Source organism: Williamsia sp. Y712 (assembly GCF_059445525.1).
In genome coordinates, this window is the sequence record NZ_JCAIUN010000001.1 from 1,813,889 (window position 1) to 1,826,088 (window position 12,200).

The window sequence follows — 12,200 nt, forward strand, 5'->3', positions numbered from 1 at the left end:
AGAATTGGTGTATGGACCGATTCTCAGGCTCGGACCCCCCTGGCCTCAACAACTTATTTCACATTGTGGAAGATTTGCCACGATTAAATCGTGGCGCGTATAAGTTGATCGATGTTGGTCCGTATCGGACCCTCGGCCACCACACCGCGCAGCAACTCGGCGGTCTGCCGCATCGCGGGATGGATCTGGTTGATCAGTTCATGGTTGAGCCGAACACTTCGTGCTTGTACGCCGATGGATGCCCGGACCTGACCGTCGGCGTCGAAGACCGGTACCGCGATCGCGGTGACGCCGTCCGCGGAGGACACCGAGTAACCGCGCCGTCGTGATGCCTGTACGTCGGGAATGGCCGCGATACGCCGGTCCCGACGTTGACCGAAGGCCACAATCGCTTGCCCCATCGCGCTGTCTTCGAGCTTGGACCGGCGGCTCGGCAACTGATGACCGCAGAACATCGATGGCGGCCGTGCTGAATAGACCGTTACGGCCTCGCTGTGCTCAACAACCCCGAGGCTGGCGGTGATCCGGATTCCTGACGACAAACCGTGCAGGTGAGGGGCCGCGGCATCGACGTCGATCTGGCGGGCCGCTGTGTGTGCGAGCGCGGTGATCCCGTCGCCGATCCGGTACGAACTCGGCCCTTCCCGTGCCAGCAGCCGGCCACGGACAAGCGCCTGTGCGATGCGGTGCGTCGTGCTCACCGGCAGGTCAACACGACCCGCCAGTTCGCTGATCGTGAGCGAGCGTTCCGCACCTTCCATCGCGTACAGCACCGAGATCGCGCGCTCGACCGACTGCGATCCGGTTCGCCCCGATTGCTCCGTCCCGGTCAGTTCGGTCACCTGGTCCTCCCCCCTGGAGTGTGCGTGCAGTCCTTGGTTGACATGGTGGTGCCCCCGTCGCCCGCCGCATACATTTGTGCGCGCAGTGAACCTATCTAGCCAGGGATTTCACATTGTGGAAGGCATCCTTGCCATCAACTGCACCCTCGATGATCAATTGAGTTCCATCACAGAAAGCGGATGGCCCGCCTATCGAATAGAGAATGGAAGAGCAAATGACTGCAGTTATCAACATCGGGGAATCGGTGGCGACCAGGTTGTCGGTGGAGCCGATTGCCGGTTATATCGGTGCCGAGGTTTCGGGAGTGAGTCTGACCGAGGACCTCGATGTGCGGGCGCAACAAGAACTTCGGGACGCGCTGTATGAGTACAAGGTCTTGTTCTTTCGGGATCAGAAGATCGATCATGCGCAGCAGATCCGGTTCACGAAGTATTTCGGACCGGTCACCGATGCACATCCGCTCGGGTACACCGACAAGTCACCTGCTGGTTATCCTGAAGTGCTGGAGGTAGATTCACGCACCTACGCCAGCCGGAGTGGTTCGCGGCGATACAGCTACGCCAACTTCTGGCACCAGGACGTCACAGCGCTGATCAATCCTCCGGCGGTGACCGTCCTGCGGGCCGAACTGGTTCCCGAGGTCGGCGGTGATACGACGTGGGCGGATCTCGGTGCGGCGTACGACAACCTGCCGTCCTCACTGCAGGGGTTCCTTGAAGGTCTGTACGCCGAGAACCGGTTCGGAGGGCGCGAAAAGCGCTGGGAGAGTGGCTCTGAGTCCGAGGCGCTGACCACGCAGACCCCGATCATCAGCGAACATCCTGTTATCCGTGTGCATCCGGTCACCGGCCGGCGGCTGATCTACGTCAACCCGGGATTCACCAGCCGGATCCTCGGTGTCAGCCCGTCGCAGAGCGACCGGATCCTGGACCTGCTGTTCGAGGAGATCACCAACCCGGCCATCACCGTCCGAGTTCGCTGGACGCCCGACAGCATCGGTGTCTGGGACAACCGGGCGACCATCCACCAGGCCCCGACCGACCTGGATCATCTCGACGTCGTTCGCGTTCTGCACCGCACCACCGTGGAAGGTGATGTGCCCGAAGGGGTTGGCGGCAAGCAGTCCCGATCCGTTTCGGGTGAACCATTCTTCGCGCGCAAGAGCGCCTGAGAAACAACCAGAAAGGCACCAACAGCCATGACGATCACCGAGAACATCAGCGAGAACACCACCCGGGCCGATCTCCGGTTCTTTCCCGTCGCCGGACACATCGGAGTCGAGGTCGACGGAATCGACTTGCGAGACCCCCTGACGCCGGAGCAGTCCCGGGCCCTGACCAAGGGCCTGCACCACTACAAGGTGCTGTTCTTTCGCGATCAGGACATCGATCACGCTCAGCAGATCGCGTTTTCGCGCACCTTCGGCCGGGTCACGGCATCACACCCCTACGACGATGATGCGCCCACCGAGTTCCCCGAGATCCTGAAGGTCGACAACCGGGACTACGAACGCAAGTTCGGGATCAAGGCAGCCAGCTACACCAATGAATGGCACACGGATGTAACGGCTTTGGTGAATCCGCCGGCCGTGACGATCTTGCGTGCCGACGTCACACCGGTGCGCGGGGGCGACACCAGTTGGACCAACCTGGCTGCTGCCTACGAAGGACTTCCGGACTCGCTGAAGGAACTCGTCGACGGACTGCGGGCCGAGCACCGTTTCGGTGGCAGGCACCCGATCTTCAAGTCCGACAGCAGCTATGGAGAGAAGGTGAGCAAGGCCCCGCTGATCAGTGAGCACTCGGTGGTGCGGGTCCACCCGGTGACAGGGGAGCGGATTCTGTTCGTCCAGCCCGGATTCACGAACCGGATCATCGGATTCAGCAGGCGGCAGAGTGATGCGCTCCTCGATCTGCTGTTCGAGGAGGTGTCCAGGTCGGCGTATACGGTGCGTTTCCGGTGGCTGCCGGGCAGCATCGCGGTCTGGGACAACCGTGCGACGGCACATCTGGCGCCGGGCGACATCAATCATCTGGACGTGACGCGGACGCTGTACCGCACCACCATCGAAGGCGATGTCCCGGTCGGCGTCGACGGCCGGCCATCGGTGTCCATCTCCGGCGAACAGTTCATCGGCTCATAGGCCGCGCCCACACTGACAGAGAGAAGTCCCATGACCAATCGACCACAGGTCGCCACCAGCACCGTTGTCGCGGTGCTTGCCGCCATCACGATGTTGCTCGCGTCGTGTTCGTCGGGAGCCACCGCCGAGGTGGGTGAGGACGGCAAGGTCTCGGTGCGCTACCAGGGGTGGGCGTCGCAGGTCGGATGGTCAGAACTCGCCGAATCACTCGGGTACTTCCAGAAGGTCAAACTCGAGTGGGTCGGCGACACAACCAGTGGGCCACAGGACATTCAGGCGGTCGCAACCGGTGAGGTCGATACCGGCGGCGCGTTCAACGGCTCGGTCGCCAAGCTCCAGCAGGCCGGGTCGAAGGTGACCGGGGTTCTCTCGACCAACGGGTCCGACGATCAAACGTTCCACGGCTACTACTCCCTGGAGGGCAGTGGTATCGAGACGGCGCAGGACCTGGTGGGAAAGGCGGTCGGCATCAACACCCTCGGCGCCTATCACGAGTACGCCATCAAACAGTGGCTGCATCGTGAAGGTGTCTCGGACGACGACATCAAGAAGGTGGCGCTCACCGTGGTGCCGCCGATCAACACCGAACTGGCGCTCCGTCAGGGTCAGATCGAGGCCGGTAACCTCGGGACGATCTTCAAAGACGTTGCCCTGGAGAAGGGTGGCCTGCACGAAATCTTCCGGGACACGGACCTGATCGGCAGCCTCTCCATCGCCACACAGGTCTTCCGGGACGACTACATCGCCGAGAATCCGGAAGTGGTCGGGGACTACGTGCAGGGCGTCTCGCGCGCGATCCGGTGGGCGCAACTGCGTCCACGGGAAGAAGTCGTCAACCGATTCGTCGAGATCATCGACGCCCGCGGTCGCAATGAGAACACCGAGTTCGTGAAGAAGTGGAAGAGTCCGGGAATTCCGGTGCCGGGCGGCGTGATCAAACCCGAAGAGTTCACCGTCTGGGTGGACGAAGCGGTTCGACTCGGTGAGCTTCCGGCCGGAATCAAGGTGGAGGAGCTCTACACCAACGATTTCAATCCGTACGCGAACGGAACGTATCCGCCGGACTCGAATGAGGACGGTGTGTAGACACACACATCGCGGGGTGGTCAGGCGTCTGGGGGATTCTCCAGGCGCCTGACCTCGTTGTCGAATATCGTCGGCATCGATGACATCGCCCCCGACCCGCCGTTTTCGCGCGATCATGCACATCGATCTGGATCAGTTCCAGGTCTCGGTGGAGCGCCGCCGAAACCCGGATCTGATCGGTGTACCGGTGATAGTCGGGGGCACCGGGGACCCCATGGAGCCGCGCAAAGTTGTCACGTGCGCGTCCTACGAAGCCCGTGACCTAGGGGTTCGGGCAGGTATGCCGCTGCGGTCGGCGTTTCGCAAGATGCCGGATGCCATCTACCTCCCGCTCGATCACCCTTCGTACGACGTGGCCTCGGATGAGGTGATGGCAACGCTGCGGAGCTTCGGATATCCGGTCGAGGTGATCGGCTGGGACGAAGCATTTCTCGGTGTGCCTGCCGACGACATCGACGTCGACCTGCGCGGGCTTGCCGAGACGATCCGTCTGCGCATCCTCGCCGATAACCAGCTGTCGTCGGCGGTGGGAATCAGCGACAACAAGCAACGGGCCAAGATGGCCACCGGTTTTGCCAAACGCGAACCAGACCATGTCTTTTCGCTGGACAACCAGAACTGGATGCCGATCATGGGTGCGCGTGGGGTCGGCGACCTGTGGAGTGTCGGGCCGAAGACAACAGCAAAGCTGGAGAAGCTCGGCATCATGACGGTGGCGCAGCTGGCGGCGGAGGACCGCGGCCACCTGATCGCGGAGTTCGGCCCGCATCTGGGCAACTGGCTGAATCTGCTCTCGCGCGGCGGGGGCGACATCAATGTCAGTACCGAGCCGTTCATCGCCCGCTCGCACAGCAAGGTCGAGACCTTTCCGACCGATCTCACCGATCCTGTGGAGATCGACGACGCGGTGCGCCGGCTCACCCGTGAACTGCTCGATCAGGTGATCTCCGAGCAACGCATACCTTTTCGGGTGGCGGTGACGGTGCGAACGAAGACCTTCTACACCCGCACGAAGTCGCACAAATTGCCGGCGCCGACCACCGACCTTGCCGTCCTGGAACCCGCGATGCTCGATGTCCTGCACAAGTTCGAACTCGATCGCCCGATCCGGCTACTCGGGGTGCGCTTCGATCTGCTGATGCCGGCCGAGGATTGAACGTTGGAGTGCTAGCTTCACAAAGGGCGTACCCGGAAGGATGGATGTCATGCGGTGGACATTTCGATCGGTGCTGATTTCGGCAATCCTGCTGGTGGTCGGGGTCGGTGTTGCGCCGGCCGCGCATGCCGCACCGCTACCGGTGACCTACAACTTCCTGGCCGGTATCCCGGCCGAACTCGCCAATCCCGGTGGATCGCTGCCCGGATCCAACGACTACAGCTGTAAGCCGTCTGCCGAGCATCCGAATCCGGTGGTACTGGTGCACGGAACCGCGGGCAGTCAGCAGACCAACTGGATTTCGATGGTCCCGGTGCTGAAAAACGAGGGCTATTGCGTTTTCGCGCCGACGTACGGGGAGTTGTCGTCGGTGTGGCCGGCGTCGCGGATCGGTGGACTCGGCCCGAAGGACGTCAGTGCCTGGCAGCTCAAGGTTTTCGTCGACAACGTGCTCACGCAAACCGGTGCGGAAAAGGTTGACATCGTGGGTCATTCGCAGGGCACCCAGATCCCGACGTACTGGGCCAAGTATTACGGCGGCGCCTCCAAGATCGACAGGTATGTGTCGTTGGCGCCGTACTGGCAGGGTTCCGACGACGGTGCGAGTTATTCGGACCTGACCGCGGTGTTCATCGACGGCCTGGGCCTGCCGCCGATCGCGGTCCCAGACACCGACTGCCCTGACTGTGTTGCCGCACCCGGTGACGAGTCCTTTGAAGCTGCCATCAATGCCGGCGGTGGACCGTATGTCGAGGGCATCACCTACACCAACATCGTCACCCGCTACGACCAGTTGGTAGTGCCCTATACCAGCGGGATCCTGGACGGACCGGCTGGTACCGACGTCACGAATATCGTTGTCCAGGACACCTGTTCGGCTGATCGGTCCGACCATCTGTCGATCGTCTCCAACCAACGTTCGGCCGCCATCGTCCTCAATGCGCTCGATCCGGCGCACCCCCGCGCGGTGCCCTGCCTGGCGGTGCCGCCCTACACCGGGGCTTGATCCGCCTGCGTAGGTTCTTGAACCCTTCAGTAGAGTCGCGTGTTGACGGTATCGAGATGAAACCCTGCGCGATTCCGGAGTGTGAACGCCCCATTCCGATGTGAGGTTACGAGCGACTATCGAACCTGCGTCACGTTGGCACAGCTGTGCGATGGGTAGCGGGTGGGATGCCTCGGCGTTCGAATCTCGAGAGCTCGTTCTTCATACAGAGTGGCAAGGTCTTTATATTTGTCGCGGCGCAATGAAGCGGTGAGAACGGCAATCGCTGGAAGCAGTACTGCACTGAGTGCTCCGCTACGAAGGGGATGTGCGGCACCGTCGGCGAGCGACCACCGCGCAACTGCGACGACGATTGCGCCAGCCGCAATTGAACCGACTGCCTGTATGTACCCCATGCACTCTGCTAGCGCTCGAAGTCGCCGGGCAAACGCGTCGGCCTCTCCCGAGATGTTGATGGAACGTGGCCATGGCCATCTACCGTGGTGAAGGTTTGCGAATTGTTCTTCGGTGGTCAGCTTCGGCCCAAAGTCCCAGCCGTCTCCATAGCGACTGGTGGCCAGACCTTGTGTGACGAGGTTGTTAATGCGGCGACCGAGGTCGAACATCGGCCACGCTGAGAGTGCGAGAAGTGTTCCTGTGATTATTGTTCCGTACAAAGTCATGGTTAGGGCTGCGATGGGAGCAAGTGTTCCTACAAAATAGATGGCGTATGGAGCGGGCGACGTAAGGAAGTTCCTGAGTTTGGGTCCGGACGCGGGCTGCGATTGGGCGAGGATGATGACCACGAAGGCAATGAAGCCCGCAGCCAGTCCTCCAAATCCTGAGATTACCTGGGTAAGAACGGCGTAGCCGCCGATGTAGTAGGTGGCTGATGACGCCTCGACGTTTTGGATGGCGCTGCAGCCGACGCCGACAACCCCCGTCAGCCACGAGATCGCGATGATCCAGTACGCGAAACGAAGAAATAGAACTGGTAGTTCGGTAACGGCATAAGCTGTCCCTGCCATTCGAATCATTACTTCCCCTGAGTCAGTCTTCTTTGGGCTCAAGGTAGTGGTGACGTCTGACAAGCGACTGTCCGATTTGCCGCTATGCCGCTATGCCGGTACGTGCGCGAGGGTAAGGAACGCGTCGAGGAGGATGCCGCAGTTCCGGCGGGATTCTTCGGCGCGGGCGGAGATCTCGGCGGTGATCTGCTGCAGGTCGATGCCGCGTTCGACCACCAACTGTCCCTCGCGGGTGGCCGCCCAGCTCGCCTGCCAGGTCGCCCAGACCGCCGGTGAGATCTCCGGATGAAACTGGACACCCAGGCTTTTTCCGAATGTGAAAGCTTGCAGCGCAGCACCGTTGCGGGCAATCTCTCGTGCGCCGGGTGGGAGCGTGAATCGGTCGAAATGCATCTGCATCCACGGACCACGGGACACGAGATCCGGTGCGACGGTGTCGACCATGGTGTATCCGTGTTCCGGCATCTCGGAACGTTTGACCTTGCCGCCGAGAACCCGGGCCAGTAGCTGTCCGCCGAAGCAGACACCGAAGATCGGCACGTTGGCAGCCAGGGCTGAACGGAGGTATGCGATTTCGGCGGCGAGCCACGGAACGGAATCGTCGTACGCCGATTCTGCCGAACCCATGACGATCACGAACCCGTACGCGGTCACATCGGGGAACTCATCCGCCGGATGGACGATGTCGATCTCGTGTCCGCGCTCGGCGACATGTTCGCGGAGGGTGCCGGTGTCAGCGATCCCGCGATCGGTGTCGTTGTCGTGGACAAGAAACAGCGCTCGAGTCGGAGCGGTGTCTGCGTGGGCACTGGCCCCCGATGCTGAGAACTTCACCTTGCGTACTCCTGATCGCTGGTTGCGTCACGTTCAGTATGGCCCGAACCGCTGACACCTCGCGGAACGAAAACCGTGCAAATCGCACAATAGCGACGTCGGATGGGGCCTCGAAACGCGCCATTCGTTTGGTGGGACGATGGTGTGATGGCCGATACACATGAGGTGATCAATCAGGTTCCACCGCTGGTCGGGTACAACCCGGCCACCAGTCCGGCGCTGTCGGAGGCGCTGGTTCGAGAAGGTGGCGCATGGGGTTCCGACGAGGTCACGGCTCTCGGTGCCATCGCCGCATCGGCGCAGGCGCAGCGCTGGGGTGAGCTGGCCGACCGCAACGAACCGGTGCTGCGGACCCACGACCGATACGGACATCGCATCGACGAGGTCGAATACGACCCCGCTTACCACCAGTTGATGGAGGTGGCGGTCGAGCACGGACTGCACGGTGCGCCGTGGGCCGACGCCCGGGCCGGTTCCCACGTGGTGCGTGCCGCCAAACTGGGGGTCTGGAACGTCGAAGCCGGACATGTCTGCCCGATTTCGATGACCTACGCCGTGGTTCCGGCGCTGCGCCACAATCCTGAGCTCGCCGCGATCTACGAGCCGTTGCTGAGCTCGCGCAGCTATGACCCGACGCTGTCGGTGCCGTCGGGCAAGACCGGCCTGATCGCCGGGATGTCGATGACGGAAAAGCAGGGCGGCTCCGATGTACGGGCCAATCGGAGCACCGCGCAGCCGAATCCGGACGGCAGCTACACCTTGACCGGGCACAAATGGTTCACGTCGGCGCCGATGTCGGACCTGTTCCTGGTGCTCGCCCAGGCGCCGGGTGGATTGTCGTGTTTCTTCTTGCCGCGCGTGTTGCCGGACGGCACCCGCAACCGAATGCGTCTGCAACGGCTGAAGACCAAGCTCGGAAATCATGCCAATGCGTCCTCTGAGGTCGAATACGACGGGGCCACTGCATGGCTGGTCGGAGATGAGGGTCGCGGTGTGCGGACCATCATCGAGATGGTGAACCTGACCAGGCTCGACTGTGCGCTGGCCAGTGCAGGCAACATGCGACACGGCCTCACGCAGGCGATGCATCACGCCCAACACCGAAAAGTGTTCGGTGAGTATCTGATCGACCAGCCACTCATGCGCAATGTCCTCGCCGATCTTGCCATCGAGTCCGAGGCCGCGACGATGGTGTCGATGCGGATGGCCGGCGCCACCGATGCCGCCGAACGCGGTGACGACACCGAGGCGATGCTCCGACGGATCGGGTTGCCCGCCACGAAATACTGGTTGTGCAAGCGGGCCACCGGGCACGTGGCCGAGTCGATGGAATGCCTGGGCGGCAACGGGTATGTCGAGGACTCCGGTATGCCCAGGCTCTATCGGGAGGCGCCGCTGTACGGGATCTGGGAGGGCAGCGGCAACGTCAGCGCGCTGGACACGTTGCGCGCCATGGCCACCGCCCCGAAGTCGGTGGACGCGCTGTTCGATGAGCTGGATCGGGCCGCCGGACTCGATGAACGGTATGACAGGTACCTGACCGGATTGAAGAAGCAGTTGGCCACCGCATCCGAACCCGCAGCCCGTCGAATCGCCGAGTCGATTTGTATTGCGCTGCAGGGTTCATTGCTGCTGCGACACGGTCACCCGGCCGTTGCGGAGGCATTTGCCGCCACCCGCCTCGGTGGCGACTGGGCAGGCGCGTACGGAACCCTGCCGGGGGGACTGGACCTCGCACCGATCCTGGAACGCGCCCTCGTCAAGTAGCGCCGAGGGGACGAGTCAATCCCGCGGTACCTGCATCTCGACCATTCGGTCGCCGGGATTCGGCGTCAATCCGATCTCGGCCCAAGGGGTCTCGATGTGCAGGACGGCGTACGCCGAGGTCGGGAACCGCGGGATATCCGCGTCGGGGTCCAGCGCGAAGACGGTTGCCGGCATACCTGGTTCGTGGCCGACCACCAAGACCGTCGCAGCGTCGGCCGGGACGTATATCCGGATGGCCTCGCAGACGTCGTCGGGATCACCACCGTAGATGTCGTCGACGTAAGTGGTCGGTGCGGTGATGCCGGTACGTTCCAGCGTCTGGCGGGTTCTGGTGGCGGTGGAGCAGAGCACGAAGTCAACGGACAGTCCGGAGTCGACCATCCACCGTCCGGCAAGTGCGGCCTCTCGCCGGCCGCGCTCGGCCAGGGGACGTTCATGGTCCACAACACCGTCTGGATAGCCCGATTTGCCGTGCCGCATCAAAATCAATGTGCCTGTCACGTTTTCGACGGTAGCCTCACCGCGGTGAACGCACAAAGGTTCTTGGTGACCGGCAGCTCCGGACACCTCGGTGAAGCGCTGGTCCACAGCCTGCGCAGCGAGGGCAATCACGTCGTGGGACTTGACGTCTTGCCTGCCCCGACAACCACGACGGTCGGGTCGATATGTGATCGCGAGTTGGTGCATTCTGTGATGGCCGGAGTGGATGTGGTGGTGCATGCGGCCACACTGCACAAACCTCACATCAATACCCACAGCCGTGCCGACTTCATCGACGTGAACGTCTCGGGTACCACCACGCTGGTGGAGGCAGCGGCGTTCGCCGGAGTGTCCGCCTTCGTGTTCATCAGCACCACAAGCACTTTCGGGCAAGCGCTGTATCCCGGGCCAGGGGAGCCGGCAACGTGGACCACCGAGGACACCATCGGGGTGCCGCGAAACATCTACGGCGTCACCAAAGTCGCTGCCGAGGACATCTGCAGGTTGGTGCACGATGCGTCCGGTCTGCCTGTCGTGGTGTTACGAACGGCCCGTTTCTTTCCAGAGGTCGACGATCGGGCCGAGGTTCGCCGTACGTTCGACGACACGAACCTGAAGGTGAACGAGTTGCTCTACCGAAGGGTGGACATCGCCGACGTGGTCGAGGCGATCTCGTGCGCTGCGACGCGGGCGCCTGACCTCGGGTTCGCGAGATACATCGTCACCGCCACAACACCTTTTGAGCGATCCGACGTGGTCAGGTTGCGGACGGATGCACCGTCTGTGCTTGCCGCCCGGGTTCCGGAGTATGCCGACGTGTTCGCGCGGCGCGGGTGGACGATGCTGAATTCCGTCGATCGGGTCTACGACAATCAGCGGGCCCGCGACGAACTCGGCTGGCAGCCCCGGATCGATTTCCGTAGCGCGTTGGCTGCGATCGAGGATGGCGGGGAGTACCGCAGCGATCTCGCGGTGGCAATCGGAAGGAAGGGATATCACCCGGTTTCGACCGGGCCGTACACCGAGTGAACGCGCTCAGGCGGTGCGGCGATGCCGACCGGTGGATGCGCTGCGGGCCTCGGCCAGCGCGGTGCGGAGCAGGCGGACGGTGGCGTTCCAGGCGGACGCTTCTTGTTCGAGGTGTCGTGCACACTCGGAGTGGCCGCGGACCCATTCGCGTTCGGCGTTCTCGCGCAGTTCGACGACCTCATCGAATCCGAACTCGATCAGTTCGGCCAGCGCGGTGGTGTCGGAGCAGGCCCATTCGATCTGGTCCCGGCTCAACGTCATCAGCCGTTCGAGGTCATCACGAAGCATCGCTCGCGTCGGTGCGGAAAGGCCACTCACCTGAACCAGGGTGCCCTACTTTGCGAGTAACTGCCAGTCGCCGCGCCGACCAGGCCCGTTGCCGGCGGCCGTCCCGGCGATGCTGTGGTGTTGGCCCCGCCACGCGGTAGGTTCGGGCGATGGGCCGGGCTGCGGTGGTCGGGGGTGGTGTTGCGGGATTGTCGGCAGCGATCGGTTTGGGTCGGGCCGGCTGGGACGTGGTGTTGTTCGAGCGTGCGGACGCATTCGGTGACGTCGGTGCCGGCATTACGCTGTGGCCGAACGCGCTTGCAGCGCTTGATGATCTTGGTGTCGGAGCGCAGATCCGGAATCGGGCGATCGCGGCGCGTGCTGGTCAGGTGCGAGCCCGCGACGGCAGGACGCTCATCAACGCACAGCTGACGCAGGTGACCGGACCGGATTCGGAAGTGTTTGCGATGCACCGCGCCGATCTCATCGAGGTGCTTGCCTCGGCTGTACCCGGGACGCTGTGTGTGGGCGAGCCGGTCGACGACGTGCACCCTGACGGTCGGGTCCAAACCGGGCGTGGCG

General features: G+C 62.9%; 12 protein-coding genes and 1 pseudogene. 8 read left to right on the forward strand and 5 right to left on the reverse strand.

What is annotated here, in order from left to right:
* Positions 1–83: 83 nt before the first annotated feature.
* Positions 84–842, reverse strand: coding sequence for an IclR family transcriptional regulator (locus AC1D75_RS08375; protein WP_495514804.1), 759 nt, complete (start codon positions 840–842; stop codon positions 84–86).
* A gap of 215 nt (positions 843–1,057) precedes the next feature.
* Between AC1D75_RS08375 and AC1D75_RS08380 the strand changes: the two genes are divergently transcribed.
* From AC1D75_RS08380 to AC1D75_RS08400, 5 genes are all read left to right on the forward strand, one after another.
* Entirely contained in the window at positions 1,058–2,014 is a 957-nt protein-coding gene (locus AC1D75_RS08380) for a TauD/TfdA dioxygenase family protein (protein WP_495514805.1), read from the forward strand.
* Positions 2,015–2,041: 27 nt separating this feature from the next.
* The gene (locus AC1D75_RS08385; RefSeq protein WP_495514806.1) at positions 2,042–2,986 is read left to right on the forward strand and encodes a TauD/TfdA dioxygenase family protein; all 945 of its coding nucleotides are present in this window, start codon (positions 2,042–2,044) and stop codon (positions 2,984–2,986) included.
* 30 nt (positions 2,987–3,016) lie between these two features.
* Entirely contained in the window at positions 3,017–4,072 is a 1,056-nt protein-coding gene (locus tag AC1D75_RS08390) for an ABC transporter substrate-binding protein (RefSeq protein WP_495514807.1), read from the forward strand.
* Positions 4,073–4,151: 79 nt separating this feature from the next.
* Entirely contained in the window at positions 4,152–5,228 is a 1,077-nt protein-coding gene (locus AC1D75_RS08395) for a DNA polymerase IV (RefSeq protein ID WP_495514808.1), read from the forward strand.
* A 49-nt stretch (positions 5,229–5,277) separates the two neighbouring features.
* Complete coding sequence (locus tag AC1D75_RS08400) at positions 5,278–6,234, forward strand: esterase/lipase family protein (protein ID WP_495514809.1); 957 nt, start codon at positions 5,278–5,280, stop codon at positions 6,232–6,234.
* A 116-nt stretch (positions 6,235–6,350) separates the two neighbouring features.
* Here the strand turns inward: AC1D75_RS08400 and AC1D75_RS08405 are convergent, their stop codons facing one another.
* Both AC1D75_RS08405 and AC1D75_RS08410 read right to left on the reverse strand, forming a co-directional pair.
* A complete protein-coding gene (locus AC1D75_RS08405) occupies positions 6,351–7,241 on the reverse strand; it encodes a hypothetical protein (RefSeq protein WP_495514810.1) in 891 nt (296 codons plus the stop codon).
* Between the two features lie 90 nt (positions 7,242–7,331).
* Positions 7,332–8,075, reverse strand: coding sequence for a type 1 glutamine amidotransferase (locus AC1D75_RS08410; protein WP_495514811.1), 744 nt, complete (start codon positions 8,073–8,075; stop codon positions 7,332–7,334).
* Positions 8,076–8,222: 147 nt separating this feature from the next.
* Here AC1D75_RS08410 and AC1D75_RS08415 point away from each other — a divergent pair, with 147 nt between their 5' ends.
* Complete coding sequence (locus tag AC1D75_RS08415) at positions 8,223–9,842, forward strand: acyl-CoA dehydrogenase family protein (protein ID WP_495514812.1); 1,620 nt, start codon at positions 8,223–8,225, stop codon at positions 9,840–9,842.
* 15 nt (positions 9,843–9,857) lie between these two features.
* Here the strand turns inward: AC1D75_RS08415 and AC1D75_RS08420 are convergent, their stop codons facing one another.
* On the reverse strand, positions 9,858–10,322 hold the full coding sequence (locus tag AC1D75_RS08420; protein WP_495516016.1) for a SixA phosphatase family protein: 465 nt from the start codon (positions 10,320–10,322) through the stop codon (positions 9,858–9,860).
* A gap of 45 nt (positions 10,323–10,367) precedes the next feature.
* On the opposite strand from AC1D75_RS08420, the gene AC1D75_RS08425 reads away from it, so the two are divergent.
* Positions 10,368–11,351 carry an NAD-dependent epimerase/dehydratase family protein gene (locus tag AC1D75_RS08425; protein ID WP_495514813.1) on the forward strand — a complete coding sequence of 328 codons (984 nt, stop codon included), beginning with the start codon at positions 10,368–10,370 and terminating at the stop codon, positions 11,349–11,351.
* 6 nt (positions 11,352–11,357) lie between these two features.
* Here the strand turns inward: AC1D75_RS08425 and AC1D75_RS08430 are convergent, their stop codons facing one another.
* A complete protein-coding gene (locus tag AC1D75_RS08430) occupies positions 11,358–11,669 on the reverse strand; it encodes a hypothetical protein (RefSeq protein ID WP_495514814.1) in 312 nt (103 codons plus the stop codon).
* A 119-nt stretch (positions 11,670–11,788) separates the two neighbouring features.
* On the opposite strand from AC1D75_RS08430, the pseudogene AC1D75_RS08435 reads away from it, so the two are divergent.
* Positions 11,789–11,995: pseudogene (locus AC1D75_RS08435) on the forward strand (FAD-dependent oxidoreductase); the annotation flags it as partial.
* Positions 11,996–12,200 lie beyond the last annotated feature (205 nt).

What these genes read in the sequence shown, in the direction of transcription:
- AC1D75_RS08420 (WP_495516016.1), bottom strand. Translation starts at nt 10,322, where the DNA reads ATGCGGCACGGCAAATCGGGCTATCCAGACGGTGTTGTGGACCATGAA.
- AC1D75_RS08400 (WP_495514809.1), top strand. Translation starts at nt 5,278, where the DNA reads ATGCGGTGGACATTTCGATCGGTGCTGATTTCGGCAATCCTGCTGGTG.
- AC1D75_RS08380 (WP_495514805.1), top strand. Translation starts at nt 1,058, where the DNA reads ATGACTGCAGTTATCAACATCGGGGAATCGGTGGCGACCAGGTTGTCG.
- AC1D75_RS08395 (WP_495514808.1), top strand. Translation starts at nt 4,152, where the DNA reads ATGACATCGCCCCCGACCCGCCGTTTTCGCGCGATCATGCACATCGAT.
- AC1D75_RS08415 (WP_495514812.1), top strand. Translation starts at nt 8,223, where the DNA reads ATGGCCGATACACATGAGGTGATCAATCAGGTTCCACCGCTGGTCGGG.
- AC1D75_RS08405 (WP_495514810.1), bottom strand. Translation starts at nt 7,241, where the DNA reads ATGGCAGGGACAGCTTATGCCGTTACCGAACTACCAGTTCTATTTCTT.
- AC1D75_RS08385 (WP_495514806.1), top strand. Translation starts at nt 2,042, where the DNA reads ATGACGATCACCGAGAACATCAGCGAGAACACCACCCGGGCCGATCTC.
- AC1D75_RS08390 (WP_495514807.1), top strand. Translation starts at nt 3,017, where the DNA reads ATGACCAATCGACCACAGGTCGCCACCAGCACCGTTGTCGCGGTGCTT.